This is a genomic window from Actinacidiphila acidipaludis (assembly GCF_019890725.1).
Classification (GTDB): Bacteria; Actinomycetota; Actinomycetes; order Streptomycetales; family Streptomycetaceae; genus Actinacidiphila; species Actinacidiphila acidipaludis.
In genome coordinates this window covers 69,949-89,805 of sequence record NZ_JAINZZ010000009.1, presented here as the reverse complement: position 1 = coordinate 89,805, position 19,857 = coordinate 69,949, and the positions used below count along the sequence as shown (strand labels likewise).

18 protein-coding genes are annotated in these 19,857 nt (G+C 73.0%); 12 read left to right on the top strand and 6 right to left on the bottom strand.

The genetic code is table 11. The features are described from left to right. Positions 1 to 144: 144 nt before the first annotated feature. Positions 145 to 558 carry an SRPBCC family protein gene (locus K7862_RS10855; protein WP_222962266.1) on the top strand — a complete coding sequence of 138 codons (414 nt, stop codon included), beginning with the start codon at positions 145 to 147 and terminating at the stop codon, positions 556 to 558. 25 nt (positions 559 to 583) lie between these two features. Here K7862_RS10855 and rarD read toward each other — a convergent pair whose 3' ends face one another. From rarD to K7862_RS10835, 4 genes are all read right to left on the bottom strand, one after another. Beyond that, positions 584 to 1,543: an EamA family transporter RarD gene (gene rarD / locus K7862_RS10850; protein WP_222962265.1), complete on the bottom strand. Its 960-nt coding sequence runs from the start codon at positions 1,541 to 1,543 to the stop codon at positions 584 to 586. A gap of 233 nt (positions 1,544 to 1,776) precedes the next feature. Continuing rightward, the gene (locus K7862_RS10845) at positions 1,777 to 2,847 is read right to left on the bottom strand and encodes a 2-oxoacid:ferredoxin oxidoreductase subunit beta (RefSeq protein WP_222962264.1); all 1,071 of its coding nucleotides are present in this window, start codon (positions 2,845 to 2,847) and stop codon (positions 1,777 to 1,779) included. Continuing rightward, the gene (locus K7862_RS10840) at positions 2,840 to 4,780 is read right to left on the bottom strand and encodes a 2-oxoacid:acceptor oxidoreductase subunit alpha (protein WP_222962263.1); all 1,941 of its coding nucleotides are present in this window, start codon (positions 4,778 to 4,780) and stop codon (positions 2,840 to 2,842) included. The genes K7862_RS10845 and K7862_RS10840 overlap by 8 nt, the downstream gene beginning before the upstream one ends. Before the next feature lie 183 nt (positions 4,781 to 4,963). Next, the gene (locus K7862_RS10835; RefSeq protein ID WP_308011935.1) at positions 4,964 to 5,623 is read right to left on the bottom strand and encodes a LuxR C-terminal-related transcriptional regulator; all 660 of its coding nucleotides are present in this window, start codon (positions 5,621 to 5,623) and stop codon (positions 4,964 to 4,966) included. 156 nt (positions 5,624 to 5,779) lie between these two features. Between K7862_RS10835 and K7862_RS10830 the strand changes: the two genes are divergently transcribed. After that, on the top strand, positions 5,780 to 6,736 hold the full coding sequence (locus tag K7862_RS10830) for a quinone oxidoreductase family protein (protein ID WP_222962261.1): 957 nt from the start codon (positions 5,780 to 5,782) through the stop codon (positions 6,734 to 6,736). Between the two features lie 124 nt (positions 6,737 to 6,860). Here the strand turns inward: K7862_RS10830 and K7862_RS10825 are convergent, their stop codons facing one another. Together K7862_RS10825 and K7862_RS10820 are read right to left on the bottom strand one after the other, a co-directional pair. Next, on the bottom strand, positions 6,861 to 8,198 hold the full coding sequence (locus K7862_RS10825; RefSeq protein WP_262412947.1) for a sensor histidine kinase: 1,338 nt from the start codon (positions 8,196 to 8,198) through the stop codon (positions 6,861 to 6,863). 199 nt (positions 8,199 to 8,397) lie between these two features. Beyond that, positions 8,398 to 9,630, bottom strand: coding sequence for a sensor histidine kinase (locus K7862_RS10820; RefSeq protein WP_222962259.1), 1,233 nt, complete (start codon positions 9,628 to 9,630; stop codon positions 8,398 to 8,400). Positions 9,631 to 9,858: 228 nt separating this feature from the next. Between K7862_RS10820 and K7862_RS10815 the strand changes: the two genes are divergently transcribed. From K7862_RS10815 to K7862_RS10770, 10 genes are read left to right on the top strand one after another with little or no spacing between them, the layout of a single operon-like run. Next, positions 9,859 to 10,227: an NADH-quinone oxidoreductase subunit A gene (locus tag K7862_RS10815; protein WP_222962258.1), complete on the top strand. Its 369-nt coding sequence runs from the start codon at positions 9,859 to 9,861 to the stop codon at positions 10,225 to 10,227. Next, positions 10,218 to 10,859, top strand: a complete 642-nt coding sequence (locus tag K7862_RS10810) for an NADH-quinone oxidoreductase subunit B (RefSeq protein WP_222962257.1) — start codon at positions 10,218 to 10,220, stop codon at positions 10,857 to 10,859. Before K7862_RS10815 ends, K7862_RS10810 begins: the two co-directional genes overlap by 10 nt. Continuing rightward, positions 10,856 to 11,923 carry an NADH-quinone oxidoreductase subunit C gene (locus K7862_RS10805; RefSeq protein WP_222962256.1) on the top strand — a complete coding sequence of 356 codons (1,068 nt, stop codon included), beginning with the start codon at positions 10,856 to 10,858 and terminating at the stop codon, positions 11,921 to 11,923. Before K7862_RS10810 ends, K7862_RS10805 begins: the two co-directional genes overlap by 4 nt. Continuing rightward, positions 11,920 to 12,882: a complex I subunit 1/NuoH family protein gene (locus K7862_RS10800; RefSeq protein ID WP_222962255.1), complete on the top strand. Its 963-nt coding sequence runs from the start codon at positions 11,920 to 11,922 to the stop codon at positions 12,880 to 12,882. Before K7862_RS10805 ends, K7862_RS10800 begins: the two co-directional genes overlap by 4 nt. Before the next feature lie 2 nt (positions 12,883 to 12,884). Further along, a complete protein-coding gene (locus K7862_RS10795) occupies positions 12,885 to 13,529 on the top strand; it encodes a NuoI/complex I 23 kDa subunit family protein (protein ID WP_222962254.1) in 645 nt (214 codons plus the stop codon). Next, the gene (locus K7862_RS10790; RefSeq protein ID WP_222962253.1) at positions 13,526 to 14,098 is read left to right on the top strand and encodes an NADH-quinone oxidoreductase subunit J family protein; all 573 of its coding nucleotides are present in this window, start codon (positions 13,526 to 13,528) and stop codon (positions 14,096 to 14,098) included. The genes K7862_RS10795 and K7862_RS10790 overlap by 4 nt, the downstream gene beginning before the upstream one ends. Further along, positions 14,098 to 14,505, top strand: coding sequence for an NADH-quinone oxidoreductase subunit NuoK (gene nuoK, locus K7862_RS10785; RefSeq protein WP_222962252.1), 408 nt, complete (start codon positions 14,098 to 14,100; stop codon positions 14,503 to 14,505). The genes K7862_RS10790 and nuoK overlap by 1 nt, the downstream gene beginning before the upstream one ends. Beyond that, positions 14,502 to 16,499, top strand: coding sequence for an NADH-quinone oxidoreductase subunit 5 family protein (locus K7862_RS10780; protein WP_222962251.1), 1,998 nt, complete (start codon positions 14,502 to 14,504; stop codon positions 16,497 to 16,499). Before nuoK ends, K7862_RS10780 begins: the two co-directional genes overlap by 4 nt. A gap of 42 nt (positions 16,500 to 16,541) precedes the next feature. Then, positions 16,542 to 18,074 (top strand): complex I subunit 4 family protein, encoded by a 1,533-nt coding sequence (locus K7862_RS10775; protein ID WP_222962357.1) that lies wholly within the window; start codon positions 16,542 to 16,544, stop codon positions 18,072 to 18,074. Further along, entirely contained in the window at positions 18,074 to 19,705 is a 1,632-nt protein-coding gene (locus K7862_RS10770; RefSeq protein ID WP_222962250.1) for an NADH-quinone oxidoreductase subunit N, read from the top strand. The genes K7862_RS10775 and K7862_RS10770 overlap by 1 nt, the downstream gene beginning before the upstream one ends. The last annotated feature ends 152 nt before the right edge of the window (positions 19,706 to 19,857 follow it).

Here is a 19,857-nt window from a genome sequence, read left to right as displayed (position 1 = left end):
CCGGCGCCGCGCGGACTACCGGCCCGGCCCCGGCCCGTCGGAGGCACGGCGTCGGCGTCGTTCCGGCCGGTCAGGGCGCTTGTCAGTGGCCCGGTTCATGATGGGCGGTGGACGTGCACCACGTCACCGAGCGGAGGAGCAGCCATGGCGCCCACCGGACTGACGCTCGACGCGGGCTGGGAGATCGGCGTCTCCCGCAAGCTCCCGCTTCCCCCGGCCGCGGTGTGGGACTTCGTCGCGGGCCCGGAGGGGCTGGCCCTGTGGCTGGGCCGGGGCGCCCTGCCCACGGCCCAGGGCGAGCCCTACGAGACCGCGGACGGCACCCGCGGCGAGATCCGGGGATACCGCCCGCAGGAGGGGATCCGGCTGACCTGGCGGCCGCCCGGCTGGGACCACGAGACCACCGTGCAGGTGGCGATGGCCCCCTCGGCCGGCGGCACGGTCCTGCGCTTCCACCAGGAGCGCCTGGCCGACGCGGCGGAGCGCGCCCGGCAGCGCGAGCACTGGAAGTCCGTGCTCGACGAGGTCACCGCCCGGCTCGTCCCCGCCCGGCGCTGACCACCTGACCCGGGAGCGCCCGGGATCAGGCCTCCGCTGCGGCCTCCGGCCGCTCCACCACCGCCGGGGCGGCTCCGGTCTCCGCCGCCGCGGCGAGCAGCGCCGCCCGGCCCCTGCGGGCCGTCCGCAGCGCGTCCCAGCTCAGGATCACCAGCGCCACCCACACCAGCAGGAAGCCGGCCCAGCGCTCGGGCGGCATCTTCTCGTGGAAGTGCACCAGCCCGATCACGAACTGGAAGACCGGCGCGAGGTACTGCATCAGGCCGATGGTCGACAGCGGCAGCCGCGTCGCCGACATGCCGAAGAAGACCAGCGGCAGCGCCGTCACCAGACCGCACGCGGCCAGCAGCGAGGCGTGTCCCGCCCCGTGGTGGGTGAACGTCGAGTCGCCGCGGGCGCCGAGCACGACGAGGAAGCAGAGGGCCGGCAGGAACTGCACGGACGTCTCGGCCGCCAGGGACTCCAGGCCGCCCATCGCGATCTTCTTCTTCGCCAGCCCGTACACGCCGAAGGAGAACGCCAGCGACAGGGCGATCCACGGCAGGCGCCCGTAGCCGACGGTCAGCACCACCACCGCCAGGACGCCGATGCCGACCGCCGTCCACTGCACCGGCCGCAGCCGCTCGTGCAGCACCAGCACGCCCAGGGCGATGGTGACCAGCGGGTTGATGAAGTAGCCGAGCGCGGTCTCCACGACGTGGCCGGAGTTGACGCCCCAGATGTACATGCCCCAGTTCACCGACACCACGGTCGCGGCCAGCGCCACCAGGGCCAGCCGACGCGGCTGGCGGACGAGTTCGGCGACCCAGGCCCACCGTCGCAGCACCAGCAGGATGAGCGCCACGACCGCCAGCGACCACACCATCCGGTGGGCGAGGATCTCCAGCGCCCCCGCCGGTTCGAGCAGCGGCCAGTACAGCGGGAACAGGCCCCACATGCCGTACGCCGCGAAGCCGTACACCAGTCCCGCGCGCTGCTCGCCCATGGAAACCCGTCCTCCTCCCGCCGTGCGGTCGGCGCGCGGCCCTCCGAAGGTAGCGGCCGACCCGGCGCCCATGCCAGGCCCGTTTCACAGAACGGTCATGACACCCCTGGTGGGTCCGCGCTCTCTCCCTCCGCGCCCTTCCTCCGCCGCCGCGGGCCTGACCGGCGCGGCGGAAACGGCGAAGCGGCGCCCGGTCCTCCGGGCGCCGCTTCGGCGGGTACGCGCTCAGCCGGTCAGCCGGCCACCGTCCAGGTGTCGCCGCCGGCGAGCAGCTTGGCGAGGTCGCCCTTGCCGTTCTGGACGACGGCCTGTTCGAGCTGCTCGGCCATGTCGGTGTCGTAGACGGGACGGTCGACGTCGCGCAGCACACCGATCGGGGTGTGGTGCAGCGTGTCGGCGTCGGCCAGCCGGGACAGCGCGAAGGCGGTGGTGGGCGACGCCGCGTGGGCGTCGTGCACCAGCACCTGGGTGACGTCCACACCGTCGGCGGTCAGGTCGACCACCCGCAGGTCGCCGGTGGCCTGGTCGCGGACGACGCCCTTGGAGCCCAGTCCGTCCTCGGCGGGGGCGCCGAAGCGGATCGGCTGCCCGTGCTCGAGGTGGATGAGCGCCTCCTGGGCGGTCCCCTTCTCCTTGAGCGTGTCGAAGGCGCCGTCGTTGAAGATGTTGCAGTTCTGGTAGATCTCCACCAGCGCGGTGCCCGGGTGGGCGGCCGCCGCGCGCAGCACGCCCTGCAGGTGCTTGCGGTCGGAGTCGATGGTGCGGGCCACGAAGCTCGCCTCCGCGCCCAGGGCCAGGGACACCGGGTTGAACGGCGCGTCCAGCGAGCCCATCGGTGTGGACTTGGTGATCTTGCCGATCTCGGAGGTGGGGCTGTACTGGCCCTTCGTCAGACCGTAGATCCGGTTGTTGAACAGCAGGATCTTCAGGTTGACGTTGCGCCGCAGCGCGTGGATGAGGTGGTTGCCGCCGATGGACAGTGCGTCGCCGTCACCGGTGACCACCCACACGCTCAGGTCCCGCCGGGACGCGGCCAGGCCGGTCGCGATCGCCGGGGCGCGCCCGTGGATGGAGTGCATGCCGTAGGTGTTCATGTAGTACGGGAAGCGGGAGGAGCACCCGATCCCGGAGACGAACACCACGTTCTCGCGGGCCAGTCCCAGCTCCGGCATGAAGGACTGCACCGCCGCCAGGATCGCGTAGTCCCCGCAGCCGGGGCACCAGCGCACCTCCTGGTCGGACTTGAAGTCCTTCATGCTCTGCTGGGCCTCGGCCTTGGGCACCAGAGCCAGCGCCTCAGACATCCACGCTCTCCTTCACGATGGCCTGCGCCAACTGCTCGGCCTTGAACGGCAGTCCGGTGACCTGGGTGTACGACCGCGCGTCGACCAGGTACTTCGCCCGCAGCAGGTGGGCGAGCTGGCCGAGGTTCATCTCCGGCACGATCACCCGCCGGTAGCCGGCGAGGACCTCACCGAGGTTGGGCGGGAACGGGTTGAGGTGCCGCAGGTGCGTCTGGGCGATGTGCCCGCCCTCGCGGCGGATCCGCCGGACCGCCGCGGTGATCGGCCCGTAGGTGGAGCCCCAGCCGATGACGAGCGTGTCGGCCTGGCCGTCCGGGTTGTCGACCACCACGTCCGGCACCGCGATCCCGTCGATCTTGGCCTGCCGGGTGCGGACCATGAAGTCGTGGTTGGCCGGGTCGTAGCTGATGTTGCCCGTGCCGTCCTGCTTCTCGATGCCTCCGATGCGGTGCTCGAGCCCCGGGGTGCCGGGCACCGCCCACGGGCGGGCCAGCGTCTCCGGGTCGCGCAGGTAGGGCCAGAAGGACTCGGTGCCGTCGGCCGCCGTGTGGTTCGGCGCGGTGGCGAACTGCACCCGAAGGTCCGGCAGCTCCTCCAGTTCCGGGATCCGCCACGGCTCCGAGCCGTTGGCCAGGTACCCGTCGGAGAGCAGGAACACCGGCGTGCGGTAGGTGACCGCGATGCGCGCGGCCTCCATCGCGGCGGCGAAGCAGTCGGCGGGCGTGGCCGGCGCCACCACCGGGACCGGCGCCTCACCGTTGCGGCCGTACATCGCCTGCAGCAGGTCGGCCTGCTCGGTCTTGGTCGGCAGGCCGGTGGAGGGGCCGCCGCGCTGGATGTCCACGACGAGCAGCGGCAGCTCCAGGCTGACCGCCAGACCGATGGTCTCGGACTTCAGGGCCACGCCGGGACCCGAGGTGGTGGTGACCGCCAGCGAGCCGCCGAACGCCGCGCCCAGCGCGGCGCCGATGGCGGCGATCTCGTCCTCGGCCTGGAAGGTGCGCACGCCGAAGTTCTTGTGGCGCGACAGCTCGTGCAGGATGTCGGAGGCGGGCGTGATCGGGTACGAGCCCAGGAACAGCGGCAGCTCGCTCTGCGAGGAGGCGGCGATCAGCCCGTAGGCCAGCGCCAGGTTCCCGGAGATGTTGCGGTAGGTGCCGGCCGGGAACGCGCTGGCGGCCGGCTGCACCTCGTAGGAGACCGCGAAGTCCTCGGTGGTCTCGCCGAAGTTCCACCCCGCCCGGTAGGCGACGACGTTGGCCTCGGCGATGTCCGGCTTCTTGGCGAACTTCTTCCGCAGGAACGTCTCGGTGGCCTCGGTCGGCCGGTGGTACATCCAGGACAGCAGGCCCAGCGCGAACATGTTCTTCGCGCGCTCGGCGTCCTTGCGGGCCAGCCCGCTGTCCTTGAGCGCCTCCAGCGTCAGCGTGGTCAGCGGCACCGGGTGGACCGAGTAGCCCTCCAGTGAGCCGTCCTCCAGCGGGTTGGCGGCGTATCCGACCTTCTGCAGCGCCCGCCTGGTGAACTCGTCGGTGTTGACGATGATCTCGGCGCCGCGCGGCAGGTCCGCGAGGTTGGCCTTCAGCGCCGCCGGGTTCATCGCCACCAGCACGTTCGGGGCGTCCCCGGGCGTGAGGATGTCGTGGTCGGCGAAGTGCAGCTGGAACGAGGAGACGCCCGGCAGGGTGCCTGCGGGGGCACGGATCTCGGCCGGGAAGTTCGGCAGCGTCGACAGGTCGTTGCCGAACGAGGCGGTCTCGGAGGTGAAGCGGTCCCCGGTGAGCTGCATGCCGTCCCCGGAGTCACCGGCGAACCGGATGATCACCCGGTCGAGCCGCTTGGTCTCCTTGGCCGGTTGGCGCTGTTCTCCCAGGACACCCGCGGACGCAGGCTGGTTTCCCGGGGCGGTGGGGCTGCTGACCTGGCTGGTCACTGAAACGGACCTCCTTCGAGGCGGCGGCTCCCGGTCATCGTACGTCGGTAAGGGTCACCTTCCCCGTACCGTCCCGAAATGTGGCATGGAGCTGACGGCGGGGGGGGTGCCGCGTGCCGCGCCGGACCTCTGGTCGCGGTGGAACCCGGCGTTGTCAGTCTTGTTAGACAGGGTGTCAGCAGTTCACGAGTTGAGGTAGGTCAGAACCGCCAGGACCCTGCGGTGATCCCCGTCACTCGGTGCCAGGCCGAGCTTAAGGAAGATGTTGCTGACGTGCTTCTCGACCGCGCCGTCGCTCACCACGAGCTGCCGGGCGATCGCGGAGTTCGTCCGGCCCTCGGCCATCAGGCCCAGCACCTCGCGCTCGCGCGGGGTCAGCCCGGCCAGCACGTCCTGCTTGCGGCTGCGGCCCAGCAGCTGCGCCACCACCTCCGGATCCAGCGCCGTGCCGCCCTCGGCCACCCGGACCACCGCGTCCACGAACTCGCGGACCTCGGCCACCCGGTCCTTGAGCAGATAGCCCACGCCGCGGCTGCTGCCGGCCAGCAGCTCGGTCGCGTACCGCTCCTCCACGTACTGCGACAGCACCAGCACGCCCACGGCCGGGTGGTCACGGCGCAGCTGCACGGCCGCGCGCACGCCCTCGTCCGTGTGCGTGGGCGGCATCCGCACGTCCGCGACCACCACGTCCGGCGCACTCCCCTGGTCGGCGAGCTCGCGGACCGCCTTGAGCAGGCCCTCCGCGTCGCCGACGCCCGCGACCACCTCGTGGCCGCGGTCGGTCAGCAGGCGGGTCAGGCCCTCCCGAAGCAGTACCGAGTCCTCGGCGATGACCACCCGCACCCTGTCCTCCACCGTTTCCGTCCCCCGTTTCCGAACCGTCTCGCCCAGCATCCCAGCATCGGCGGGTGAATGGGGAATACCGTTTCGGTGGGCAAGGTTGCGCCCGCCAAGCGAGGGGGAGGCCGCGATCCGGCGGCGCCCGGGAGAGGAGAACGTGTGCGCGCGGTCGGTTTCGACGTCATCGGCGGTCCCGAGGTCCTGCGGCAGGTGGAGCTGCCGATCCCCGCACCCGGCCCCGGTGAGGTACTGATCCGCGTCGCGTACGCCGGCGTCAACTACGGGGAGGTCCAGCACCGGCTGGGCGACTTCGGACCGCCCGACGGGGTCGAGGTGCCCGGCCTGGAGGCGTCCGGCGAGATCGCCGCCCTGGGACCCGGCGTGACCGGCCTGGCCATCGGCGACCCCGTCGCCGCCTTCCTGCCCTCCGGCGGCGGCTACGCCGAGTACGCCGTGGCCCCTGCCGAGTTCGCCTTCCCGCTGGACGGCATATCGCTGCGCGACGGCGGCGGCGCCATGGTGCTCACCACCGCCTACGGGGTCCTGGCCGGCGCGGCACGGCTGGCCGCGGGCGACACCGTCCTCATCCACGCCGCGGCCGGCGGCGTCGGCTCGGCCGCCGCCCAGATCGCCCGCGCGCTCGGGGCGGCCGCGGTCCACGGCACGGTGGGCTCGCCCGCCAAGGCCGAGTACGCCAAGCGGTTCGGCTACGACGCGCTGCACCCGCGGGACTCCTTCGCCGACCACGTGTCCGACGTCGACGTGGTCCTCGACCCCGTCGGCGGCCCGACCCGGCTGGCCAGCCTCGGGGTGCTGGCGCCCTTCGGCCGGCTCGTCGTCTACGGCGAGGCCGCCCGCCACCCCGACCTGGCCCTGCCGGTCCTCCCGCTGTGGAAGAACAACCGGTCCGTGGCCGGCTACAACATCGGCGACCTCGCCCGCCGGACGCCCGCCCGGGTCCGCGCCCACGCCCTGTCCGCCCTGTCGCTGCTGTCCTCCGGCGCCATCCGCCTCGACGTCACCGCCGAACTGCCGCTGGCCCGCGCCGCCGAGGCGCACGCGTCCCTGCAGGCGGGCACCAACACGGGCAAGACGCTGCTGACGGTCGCGTCCTGAGGACAGGGGCAGCCGGCCGGGGCGCGGAAGATGTCCGGTATCCGTCCGGGGCGCGGACCTGCGGGGGAGCCGCCCGGGAGCTGTCCGGGGTGCGCGAGCCGTCCGCACCGCGGCGCCGCGGTTCTCAGACCCGCCAGGGCAGTTCGGCGGTGACGCGGGTGGGGCCGCCGGCGGGGGAGTCGACGACCAGCACCCCGTCGACCGAGTCCAGCCGCTCCGCGAGCCCGGCCAGGCCCGAGCCCCCGCTGAGCGAGGCCCCGCCGCGTCCGTTGTCCGACACCTGCAGCATCAGCCGGTCCTCGACCTGCCAGACGTCCACCGTGGCGCGGGACGCCCCGCTGTGCTTGGAGACGTTCTGCAGCAGCTCGGAGACCGTGAAGTAGGCGATGCCCTCGATGGCCGGCACCGGACGCGCCGGCAGCTCGACGGTGACCGACACCGGCACCGTGCAGCGGGTGGCCACCACCGACAGCGCCGCGTCCAGGCCGCGGTCGGTGAGGATCGCCGGGTGGATGCCGCGGGCCAGGTCGCGCAGCTCCTGCAGGGCGATCTTCACCTCGCTGTGCGCCTCGTCCACCATGGCCGCGCCCGCCTCCGGGTCCTCCAGCAGCTTCTCCTTGGCCAGGCCCAGGTCCATCGCCAGCGCCACCAGCCGCGCCTGGGCGCCGTCGTGCAGGTCCCGCTCGATGCGCCGCAGGTCGGCGGCGGCGGTGTCGAACACCGCGCCGCGGTCCGACTCCAGCTCGGTGACGCGGTCGGCCAGCCTGGAGGGGCCGAGCAGCCCGGACACCAGTATCCGGTCGACGTGCGCCATCCCGCGGATCATCCACGGTCCGGCCAGCACCAGCGTGCCGCCGGCCACCACGCACAGCACCATGTCGGCCGGGGTGTGCAGCCACCAGCCGTGGTGGCCGTCGGCGCTGCCGTACACCTGCAGACCGTCCTGCCCGAAGTAGACCGGGAACACCCACCGCCACAGCGGGTAGGTCAGCAGGCCCCAGCCGTAGGTGAAGAGGCTGATGGCGACCGAGAAGGTGAAGATCCCCCACGGGAAGTGGACCAGGGTGTAGATGACGTGCCGCCAGTTGACGCCGCTGCCGAGCTGCGCGCCCAGCCGGGACAGCAGGCCGCCGCGTCCCCGGCGCGCGACCGGCCCCGGCTCGTCGACCTCCAGCCACAGCAGCGACCGCGCCCTGGCCCGCTCCACCGCCCCGATCGCCCGGCAGCCGCCCAGCGCCAGCGCCAGCACCGGCAGCCCGACGAACGTGATGAGCAGGCCCGCGCCGACCGAGAGCATGGTCACGGTCCACACGAAGCCGACGACGGCCATCGGCAGGTTCAGCAGCAGATAGCCGAACTCGCGCCAGGTCCGCGCCTCGAAGGGCGCACGCAGCGCGGCCGGCAGCAGGTGCTCGCGCGCGTCCCCGCGCTCGCGCTCCAGGGGCGAGAAGCCGTCAGCCATCGTGGGGACCGTCCTTTCAGCACTGCTCGTCATGTCCCCAGAGTGGCCCGGCGCGGCCCGGCCACCCATGGTGCGGATCGGCCTCTTCGGGGTGGGGCTACCCCTACCTCGCGGCGGCTGCCGGAAGGTCCCGCGGCACCCCGGGTGACCTGGGGCTCGCCGGGCCACGGCCGGTGCGCGGGCTCGCGGCGTCCGCGGGTCAGCGCCTGGCCGGCGCCGGCTTGCGGAAGTCGCGGTCGCGCCACGGCAGTTCGGCCGTCACCACCGTCGGGCCACCCGGCGGCGAACTCACCACGAACAGCCCGTCGACCGAGCCCAGCCGTTCCGCCAGGCCCGCGAGCCCCGATCCCGACGACGTGTCGGCACCCCCCTGCCCGTCATCCCGCACCTGGATCATCAGCCGCTCGTCGGCCCGCCACAGGTCCACCCAGGCGCGCTGGGCCCGGCTGTGCTTGGAGACGTTCTGCAGCAGCTCGGAGACCGTGAAGTACGCGATGCCCTCGATCGCCTCCGCGGGCCTGGCCCGCAGATCCACGCTGACCGCGACCGGCACCGTGCAGCGCGAGGCGACCGACGACAGGGCGGCGTCCAGGCCGCGGTCGGTGAGGATCGCCGGGTGGATGCCGCGGGCCAGGTCACGCAGCTCCTGCAGGGCGAGCTTGACCTCGCCGTGCGCCTCGCCGACCATCTGCGCCGCCGCCTCCGGGTCCTCCAGCAGCTTCTCCTTGGCCAGGCCCAGGCCCATGGCCAGCGCCACCAGCCGCGCCTGGGCGCCGTCGTGCAGGTCCCGCTCGATGCGCCGCAGGTCGGCCGCCGCGGTGTCCACCACGACCCCGCGGTCCGACTCCAGCTCGGCGATCCGCATCTCCAGCTCGCTCGACGGCTGCAGCAGCCCGCGCACCATCGCCCGGTCCACCGTGGCCATGCCCCGGGCGAGGAAGGGCAGCACCGGCCACAGCACGAACAGCGAGGTCAGGGTGACCGTGAAGGTCAGAATGCCCCACGGCAGCCGGCAGCCGAAGTACAGCGCGTGCCGCCAGGCGACCGGGTCCTTCAGCGACGCCCACAGCCACGGCAGGAAGCCCAGCCTGCCCGGTCGCAGCGGCCGCGGCTCGTCGACGTGCACGCCCAGCATCGTCCGCGCCCTGGCCCGCTCCAGCGAGCCGAGGCCCCGGCACCCGATCAGGCCGAACGCCAGCAGGGGCAGCCCGATCACCGTCACCGACAGGCCCAGACCCACCGCGAGCACCGTGACCACGTACACGAAGCCGACGATCACCACCGGCAGGTTCAGCAGCAGGAAGGCGATCTCCTTCCAGGTCACGGCGTCGAAGGCCATCCGCGGCGGGGGCAGCCGGTCGATGGTGCCGCCCGGGGCGTCAGGATGGAGGGAGGGCTGCCCGGTCGGCCCGGGGTGCGGCGAGGCGTTCATGCCCCAAGCCTGCCGGGACGGAGGCCGCGCGCGCCATGGGGTGCGCGCTCCGACGGAGGTGGGGTTATCCCCCGGTCAGCGGGTACGTGAGGGCCGGGCGGGCCTGCATTCCGGGCGGCCGGAAGGGCCGGTGAAGCCAGGGCCTAGACTCCCTCCGTATAAATCGTCTAAAGATCCCTCGGGATCACTGGACACCACGGCACACGAGGGAACGAGGAGCGGACGGACGTGGACTACTTCCACGGCTACGCGGTCGTCGGCCTGGTCGCGGTCGTCGGAGTGCTCTTCGTGACGGCGGCCTTCACGGCCGGGCACCTGCTGCGGCCGGTGGCGCCGACGCCGGAGAAGCTGCTCACCTACGAGTGCGGGGTCGACCCGGTCGGCGAGGGCTGGGCGCACACCCAGATCCGCTACTACGTCTACTCGTACCTCTATGTGATCTTCGCCGTGGACGCGATCTTCCTCTTCCCGTGGGCCACCGTCTTCGCCGCACCCGGCTTCGGCGGGACCACGCTGGTGGAGATGTTCGTGTTCCTCGGCTTCCTGGCCGTCGGACTGCTCTACGCCTGGAAGAAGGGCGTACTCGAATGGACGTGACACCCGGCGCCGCACCGGCCGCGGGAACCCCCGGCGGGTCCGGCGCACAGCTGCTGCCCGAACCGCGCCGGCTGGGCCCGCTCGCCCGGCTGGCACCCGAACCGATGAAGGTGGTCCTGAACTGGGGCCGCCGCTACAGCCTGTGGGTCTTCAACTTCGGCCTGGCCTGCTGCGCCATCGAATTCATCGCCGCGTCCATGGCGCGGCACGACTTCATCCGCCTGGGCGTGATCCCGTTCGCGCCCGGCCCGCGGCAGGCCGACCTGATGGTCGTCTCCGGCACGGTCACCGACAAGATGGCGCCGGCCGTCAAGCGGCTGTACGAGCAGATGCCCGAGCCGAAGTACGTCATCTCCTTCGGCGCCTGCTCCAACTGCGGCGGCCCGTACTGGGACTCGTACTCGGTCACCAAGGGCGTCGACCAGATCATCCCCGTCGACGTCTACGTGCCCGGCTGCCCGCCGCGGCCCGAGGCGCTGCTGCAGGGCATCCTCAAGCTGCAGGAGAAGATCGCCCGCGAGTCGCTGGGCGAGCGGTACCGTTCCGGCCCCGCCGCCGGCCGGCCCGACGCCGCGGCGCTCACCAGCGGACTGGTCCAGCCGCCCGCCGCCCCGGAAGCGGGTGGGCAGTGACCGGGTTCGACCGGCTGCCGGACGCCGACGCGGAGATCTTCGGCGAGGGCGCGACGGCCGCGGAGGCGTACGGCCTGCTGACCGTCGACGTGCCGCCCGCGTCGTGGATCGCGGCGCTGACCGTGGCCCGCGACGGGCTGGGCTGCACCTTCTTCGACTGGCTCAGCGCGGTCGACGAGCCCGGCACCGGGTTCCGGATCTGTGCCCACGTGGTGCGGATCGAGGGCGGCGTGCGCCGGCTGATGCTGCGTACCACCGTCCCGCACGAGGCGCCCGCCGTGCCCACGGCGACCGACGTCTACGCCGGCGCGGCCTGGCACGAGCGCGAGACCCACGAGATGTTCGGCGTCGAGTTCGCCGGGCACCCCGACATGGCGCCGCTGCTGCTGCCCCCGGAGTTCGAGGGGCACCCGCTGCGGAAGGACTTCGTGCTGGCCGCCCGTGTGGCCAAGGCGTGGCCCGGGGCGAAGGAGCCGGGGGAGTCCCACGACGGCGGGCCCAAGCGGCGGCAGATGCTGCCGCCCGGCGTGCCCGACCCCAACGAATGGGGCCCCCTCAAGGGCCAGCTCCCCCCTGCCCCGACCCGCGCCGAACGCCCGGCCCGCCGCACCCGCACCGCCGCCGAGGGCTCCGCCAGCCAGCCCCCCGCCGAGCGCCCGCCCCGCCGCACCCGCACCGCCGCCGAGGGCTCCGCCAGCCAGGCCCCCGCGGAGCGCCCGCCCCGCCGTCCCGCCACCAGCGACGCCCCCTGGTCCAGCCCCCGCCCCGCCCCCGAACACCAGCGAGCTGCCGAGTCTCCTGCCGGAGGCGAAACCGGGCGGGAGCCCGAGCCCCGCGCCGGACTCGCACCGTCTGCCGCAGGCAAGGCCGAACCGGATGCCGGGCCCGCCGCCCGAGGCGAAGCCGGGCCGGAGGCCGAACCCCGCGCCGGAGGCGAAGCTCCTGCCAAGGGCAAGGCCGAACCGGGCGCTGGGCACCGCGCCGGAGGCGAGAACCGGGGGGCCGGCGGCTCGGACGGGGCCGAGGAAGACGACGAACACCGCGCCGGAGGCGATTCCGCTTGAACGACACGCTCGACGTCGTGCTGCGGCTGATCGCCGTCCTCGTCGTGTTCCTCGTGCTGCCGCTGGTCGTCGGCCAGACCGAGCACAAGGTGATGGCCCACATGCAGGGGCGGCTCGGCCCGATGTACGCGGGCGGCTTCCACGGCTGGGCCCAGCTCGTCGCGGACGGGGTGAAGTTCGCGCAGAAGGAGGACGTCGTCCCGGCCGACGCGGACCGCCGCGTCTTCCAGCTCGCGCCCGCCGTGGCCCTGCTGCCGTACCTGCTGGTGCTGATCGCGATCCCGGTCGGCCCGCACGGCTTCGTCGGCCAGGCGCTGGACGCCGGGCTGTTCTTCGTGCTGGCCGTGATGGGCGTCGGCGTGCTCGGCTCGCTGATGGCCGGCTGGGCCTCGGCGAACAAGTTCTCGCTGCTGGGCGCCCTGCGCACCGCCGCCCAGCTGATGGCCTACGAGCTGCCGATGCTGCTGGCCGCCGCCTCGGTGGCGATGGCGGCCGGCACCCTGTCGCTGCCGGGGATCGTCGAGTCGTACCACTGGTGGTGGACGCTGTGGCAGCTCGTCGGCGGCCTGGTGTTCTTCTGCGCGGGCCTGGCCGAGCTGCAACGGCCGCCGTTCGACATGCCGGTGGCCGACTCCGAGATCATCTTCGGCGCCTACACCGAGTACACCGGACTGCGGTTCGCCCTGTTCCTGCTCGCCGAGTACGCCGGGATCGTCGTGCTGTGCGGGCTGACCACCGTGCTGTTCCTCGGCGGGTGGCACGGCCCCTGGGCCGGCAGCGTCGGCTGGCTGTGGACCCTGCTGAAGACCGCGGTGCTGGCGTTCGTGGTCATCTGGCTGCGGGTCAGCTACCCGCGGCTGCGCGAGGACCAGCTCCAGAAGCTCGCCTGGACCGTGCTGATCCCGCTGTCCCTCGCCCAGATCGCCCTGACCGGCGTCGTCAAGGTGGTGATCTCGTAGTCATGGGTATCCCCGGATCCGGTCTGGCCAAGGGCCTGGCCGTCACCCTGAAGACGATGACGAAGCGGTCGGTCACCGCGCAGTACCCGGACGCGCAGCCCGAACTGCCGCCCCGCTCGCGCGGCGTGATCGCGCTGTTCGAGGAGAACTGCACGGTCTGCATGCTGTGCGCGCGCGAGTGCCCCGACTGGTGCATCTACATCGACTCCCACAAGGAGACGGTGCCGCCGGCCGCGCCCGGCGGACGGGAGCGCAGCCGCAATGTGCTCGACCGGTTCGCCATCGACTTCTCGCTCTGCATGTACTGCGGTATCTGTATCGAGGTGTGTCCCTTCGACGCGCTGTTCTGGTCACCGGAGTTCGAGTACGCGGAGACCGACATCCTCGATCTGACCCATGAGCGCGACAAGTTGCGCGAGTGGATGTGGACCGTGCCCGCCCCGCCGGCCCTCGACCCCGCGGCCGAGGAACCGAAGGAGATCGCGGCCGCCCGCAAGTCCGCGGAGAAGGCCGCCGCGGCCCGCGCCGCGCAGGAACAGGACGACAAGCAGGACTTGAAGCAGGACTTGAAGCAGGACAACAAGCAGGACCAGAAGCAGGACCAGGACGAGGGCCGGGAGCAGCGGCCGGGGGAGGGCGACGCATGAACCCCGGCACCGTGCTGGCCGCCGCCGCCCACCACCCGGGCTTCCTGTCACCCACCGGCGTCGAGATCACCTTCGTCCTGGTCGGCCTCGCGACCCTCGGCGCCGCCCTGCTGACCGTCACCACGAAGCAGTTGGTGCACGCCGCGCTGTGGCTGGTCGTCGCGCTCGGCGGCCTGGCCGTGGAGTACCTGCTGCTCACCGCCGAGTTCATCGCCTGGGTCCAGGTGCTCATCTACGTCGGTTCGGTCGTCGTGCTGCTGCTGTTCGGGCTCATGCTCACCAAGGCGCCCATCGGCCGCTCGCCGGACGCCGATTCGGGCAACCGGTGGGTGGCCGTCGGGGTCGCCGGAGCGGCCGCGGTCACCCTGGTGTGGGTGGTGGTGGACGCCTTCCGCTCCACCTGGATCAACCTGCACGGCGCCGTGCAGGGCACCTCGCACGCCACCGGCACCAGCCTGTTCCGGCACTGGGTGCTGCCGTTCGAAGCGCTGTCGGTGCTGCTGCTGGCCGCGCTGGTCGGCGCGATCGTGCTCTCGCGCCGCACAGACGGCGGCAAGGAGACGGAGTAATGCACCTCGCCTATCCCGCCGTCCTCGCCGCACTGCTCTTCTGCGTCGGGGTCTACGGCGTGCTCGCCCGGCGCAACGCGATCCTGGTCCTGATGTCCGTCGAGCTGATGCTCAACGCCGTCAACCTCAATCTGGTCGCCTTCGACGTGTGGCTCCGCGACACCCTGCACGCCGGCCAGGCGCTCACCCTCTTCACCATCACCATCGCCGCCGCCGAGATCGGCCTCGGACTGGCGATCGTGCTGCTGGTCTACCGCAACCGCGGCAGCTCCGACATCGACCGCCTCACCGCCCTCGCCGACCCGGCCGGACCCCGCGGGGACGGCACCGGGCGGCCCGGGGCCGGCGAGGACCCGGACGGGCCCGGCACGACCGCCGGCGACGAGAAGGCAGAGGCCACCGCGTGACCCTGACCGCCCTAGCCGCGCTCGTCCCCCTCCTGCCGTTCCTGGGCGCGGCGGCCGGCCTGCTCCTGGGCCGGAGCGCTCCCGGCTTCGTCCGGCCCCTCGCCGTACTGCCCACCGCCGCCTCGTTCGTGCTCGCCGCGGTCGTCGCCGCGCGGCAGGGCACCGGCGCCCCCACCGACGCGGCCCACCGGCTCGCCACCACCGGCTCGGTGCCGGTCGACCTGGCCCTGCACCTGGACGGCTTCTCCGTCCTCATCGCCGTCCTGGTCGGCCTGGTCGCCACCTGTGTGCAGGTCTACTCGCTGGCGTATCTGCGCGACGACCCGCGCTACCCGTCGTACGCCGGGCTGGTGTCCCTGTTCACCGCCGCGATGCTGCTCGTCGTCTACACCGGCGACCTGATGGTGCTGCTCGTCGGCTGGGAGGTCATGGGCATCTGCTCGTACTTCCTCGTCGGCCACTACTGGGAGACCGAGACCGCCCGGGCGGCCTCGATCAAGGCGTTCCTGGTCACCAAGCTGGGCGACGTGCCCTTCCTGATCGGCGTGTTCGCGCTCGGCGCGGACGCCGGCACCTTCCGGATCAACGGCATCCTGGCGGCCGCCGCCGACGGGCGGCTGCACCACCCGACGGTCGTCGCCCTGCTGCTGCTCGCCGGGGTCGCCGGCAAGTCGGCGCAGTTCCCGCTGCACACCTGGCTGCCCGACGCGATGGCCGGCCCCACCCCGGTGTCCGCGCTGATCCACGCCGCGACCATGGTCGCCGCCGGCATCTACCTGGTGGCGAGGCTGCTGCCGGTGTTCACCGCCTCCGCCGCGGCACTGGCGGTGCTCGCGGCGATGGCCGCCGTGACCATGATCGGCTCCGGCCTGGCCGCGCTGGCCCAGGACGACATCAAGCGCGTGCTGGCCTACTCGACCATCGGCCAGCTCGGCTACATGGCCGGCGCCCTGGCCGTCGGCGACCGCCGGGCCGCGGTCTTCCACCTCCTGTCCCACGGCGCCTTCAAGGCGCTGCTCTTCCTCGGCGCCGGTGTCGTCATCCACGCCGCCGGCACCAACTCGCTGACCGCCATGTCCCGCATGGGCGGCCTGGGCCGGCGCATCCCCGACGCCCTGTGGACGATGGGCCTGTCCCTGGCGTCCCTCGCCGCGCTGCCCCCGCTCTCCGGCTTCTTCTCCAAGGAGTCGGTGCTGCGGGCCGCCGAGCACGCCTCGGCCGGCGACACCGCGCACGTGCCCTCCGCGGTCGGCTGGACCGTGCTCGTGGCGGCCCTGGTCACCGCCGTGCTCACCGGCGCCTACGCCACCCGCCTGTTCCTGCTGGCCTTCCGCGGCAGCGGCCCGGAGGTCCCCGACCACGGCCGGCAGCCCCTGGCGATGACCACCGTGCTGTGGGTGCTGGCGCTGCCCACCGTGGCGTTCGGCGGGCTCACCTACCGCGAGCTGCCCCACTGGTTCGGCGGCCCCTCCGGTGACGGGCTCGGCCCGGTGCTGACCACCTCCGTGCTGGGCACGGGACTCGCCGCCGTCGGCGTGCTGGTCGCCTACGCCGCCTGGCAGGGCACCGCCGCGATCCGCGGGGCCAACCCGATCGGCGCCGTCGTCGCGGAACCCGCCGACGCCGAGCCCGCCCTCGTCGAGGCCGAGGCGATCGACACGCACGCCGAGGTGTACGGCGACGTGGCGTCCGCCGAGGACCTCGGCGACCCCGGCCGGCTGCTGCTCGGGCCGCTGCACCGGTCCGCCGCCCACGGCTTCCACCTCGACGCCGTCTACGGCGTGCTGTTCGTGCGGCCGGTGCTCGCCGCCGCGAGCCTGGTGCGCTTCCTGGACCGCGACGTCGTCGAGACCTACGTCAAGGGCGCCGGCGGCACACCGAAGCTGCTCGGCGCGGCCGTCCGCAAAGCCCAGACCGGAAACGTCCAGACGTACCTCGGCGCGCTGCTGGCCGGTGCGGTCGTCCTCGCCGTCATCGTCGCCGTCGGAGCGTGAGATCCCGTGAACGACACCGCCCTCCAGTACGTCCTCGTGGCGATGCTCGGGCTGCCGCTGCTCGGTGCCGCGGGCGCCCTGCTGCCGATCCCGAGCGCGCTGCGCATGGGCCGCACCCGTGAGCAGGCCCTGCTCGGCCTCGGCGTCATCGTCACCGGCGCCGTGCTCGTCCTCGCGGTGGTGCTCGCCGCCGGGTTCGACCACGACCACCCCGGCACCATGCAGGCCACCACCGACCTCGACTGGATCCCCGCGCTGCGGATCCACTTCCACCTCGGCGTCGACGGCATCTCGCTCCCCCTCCTCGTCCTGACCGCGCTGCTGACCTTCCTGTGCGCGCTCTACTCCTGCTTCTCGCTGCCCAAGGGCCTGGGGCCCCAGGCGTTCGTGGCGCTGCTGCTCCTGCTGGAGACGGGCACCCTCGCCACCTTCGCCGTGCTCGACCTGATGCTGTTCTTCCTGGCCTTCGAGACGGTGCTCATCCCGATGTACTTCCTCATCGCCCGCTGGGGCGGCCAGGACCGCGAACGGTCGGCGCTGCGGTTCATCGTGTACACCGTCCTCGGCTCCGTGATCATGCTGCTCGGCCTGCTCCTCATCGGCGTGAAAGCGGGCACGTTCGACATGGTGACACTCGCCACTGACAACGGGTCACATCTCAGTCACTCCACGCAACTGATCGCGGCTCTCGCGGTCGGTCTCGGTCTGGCCGTGAAGGCGCCGATGTGGCCGCTGCACAGCTGGCTGCCGGACGCCCACACCGCCGCCCCGACCGTCGGCTCGGTGCTGCTGGCCGGCGTGCTGCTGAAGATGGGCACCTACGGCATGGTGCGGATCCTGCTGCCCGAGACCCCGGGCGGCATGCACACCTACGCCCCCTACCTGGGCGCGTTCGCCGTCATCGGCATCGTCTACGGATCGCTGGCCTGCCTCGCGCTCGCCCGGCAGGGCAACGGCGGCGACCTCAAGCGGCTGATCGCCTACTCCTCCGTCGGCCACATGGGCTTCGTGCTGCTGGGCATCGCCACCCTGACCACGACCGGCGTCAACGGCGCCCTGTTCGCCAACATCGCCCACGGCCTCATCACCGGCCTGCTCTTCTTCCTCGTCGGCGCCGTCAAGGACCGCTACGGCACCAGCGACCTCGACCAGCTGTCCGGCCGCACCGGCGCCGCCCTCTACGGCCGCGCCCCCCGCCTGGGCGGGCTGCTCGCCTTCGCCGCCGTCGCCTCGCTCGGACTGCCGGGCCTGGCCGGCTTCTGGGGCGAGATGCTCGCGATGTTCGGGTCCTTCAAGCCCGCCGCGGGACTCAGCCGGCCGGCCTATCTGACGTTCACGGCGATCGCCGCCTTCGGCACCCTGCTCACCGCCGCCTACCTGCTGACCGTGCTCCGCCGGGTGTGCATGGGCGACCGGGAGACCGCCGAGGCCCGGCCCGTCCTCGCGGACGTCCGCGGCTACGAGTTCGCCGCCTGGACCCCGCTCGCCGCCCTCACCGTCGTCGCCGGGCTGTGGCCCGCCGTCCTGCTCGGCCTCACCGAACCGGCCGTCCGCACCCTGTTCGGAGGCAACTGATGCCGTCGCTCGTGCAGTCCGTCGACTGGGTGGCGGTGACGCCGGTGGTGATCCCGGCGGCGCTGGCCCTGGTGGTGCTCGTCGCCGACCTGTTCATGCCGCCGGAGCGCAAGGCCCTGCTCGGTTGGCTGTCCGCCGCCGGGCTGCTGGCCGCCGCCCTCACCCTGGTGCCGCTGCGCGACGGCCACCGCAGCACCTTCTGCCAGACCCCGGGCGCCGCCTGCTCGTACACCGCCGACCACTTCGCGCTCGTCGTCCAGGCCCTGGTGCTCGGCGGCGCCCTGCTCACCGTCCTGCTGTCGCTCACCACCGGCACGACGGACGCCACCGGCACGCTGCCCAGCGGCGAGTACTGGTTCCTGCTGCTCTCCTCGGCCGCGGGCGGTGCCCTGCTGCCCGCCTCCCGCGACCTGATCACGCTGATCGTCGCGCTGGAGGTCACCACGCTTCCGGCCTTCGCCCTGGTCGCGCTGCGCCGCGGTGACCGGCTGGCCGGCGAGGCCGCCCTGAAGTTCTTCCTCACCTCGGTCACCGCCACGGCCGTGTCCCTGCTGGGCATCAGCTTCGTGTACGCGGCCACCGGCACCGTCAACCTGTCCCAGGTCGCGCACGCCCTCGGCCACACCCCGGGGCAGCTCGACCACCTCGCCAAGGTGGGCGTGGCCCTCACCCTCGTCGGCTTCGCCTTCAAACTCGCCGCCGCGCCCTTCCACTTCTGGGTGCCCGACACCTACACGGGCGCGCCCCTGCCGGTCGCCGCGTACCTGTCGGTGGTCGGCAAGTCGGCCGGTTTCTCCGGGCTGATCCTGCTCACGGTCGTCGCCTTCCGGCCGTACGCGGACGTGTGGGGCCCGGCGCTCGGGGTGCTGGCCGCCCTCACCATGACCGTGGGCAACGTCGGCGCCCTGCGGCAGCGGCCCGACGCCGAACGCGGCGCCGTCGGCCTGCTGGCCTGGTCCTCCATCGGCCAGGCGGGCTATCTGCTGGTGCCGATGGCCGCCGCCTCCTCGGCGCACGACCCCGCGCACGAGATCGGCACCACGGTGGCGTACGCGCTGATGTACGGCGTGGTGAACCTCGGGGCGTTCGCCGTCGCCGCCCTGGTCACCCGTACGGCGCCGCGCGGCCGGCTCGCCGACTACCGCGGGCTGTACGGGCGCCGTCCGCTCGCCGCCCTCGCGCTCGCCTTCTTCCTGCTCTGCCTGGCCGGTCTGCCGCCGGGCGTCATCGGTCTGTTCGCGAAGGTCGCGGTCTTCTCCTCCGCGGTCGGCGCCCAGCACGGCTGGCTCGCGGTGATCATGGCCGTCAACGTCGTGATCGCCCTGGTGTACTACCTGCGGTGGACCGCGCTGCTGTTCACCCGTACGGAAGCGGCTCCGGACCAGGCCGCGGTGGGCGCCGCGGTGCGCGGCGGGGGTGCGGAGGGCGCTTCGGGCGGCGGCCGGGTTGCCGGCGCGGTCCCGGGGCAGACGCCTGGGGCAGCCGGTGCCGCGGCACCTGCGGCGGGGGCAGCGGCCGGCGGGACGCCTCTCGGCCTGGCCGTGGCCATCGCCCTGACCACCGTCGCGGGCATCGCGCTGTCCGGAGCGCCGCAGCTCGTGCTGCGCTACGCCCAGGGCACCCTGCTGTAGCCCGGCGGCACCTTCCGGTGCCGCCTGTTGCGGGGGAGACCGGCGGGGTCGTCGCGCAGCGTGCGCACAAGGGAACTAACGGCGCTCGGGTGGCGTTGACCAGACCAGGAGGTTCTCCTGAGGGGGAGGTTCCCCCGCAGCACACCTTGGAG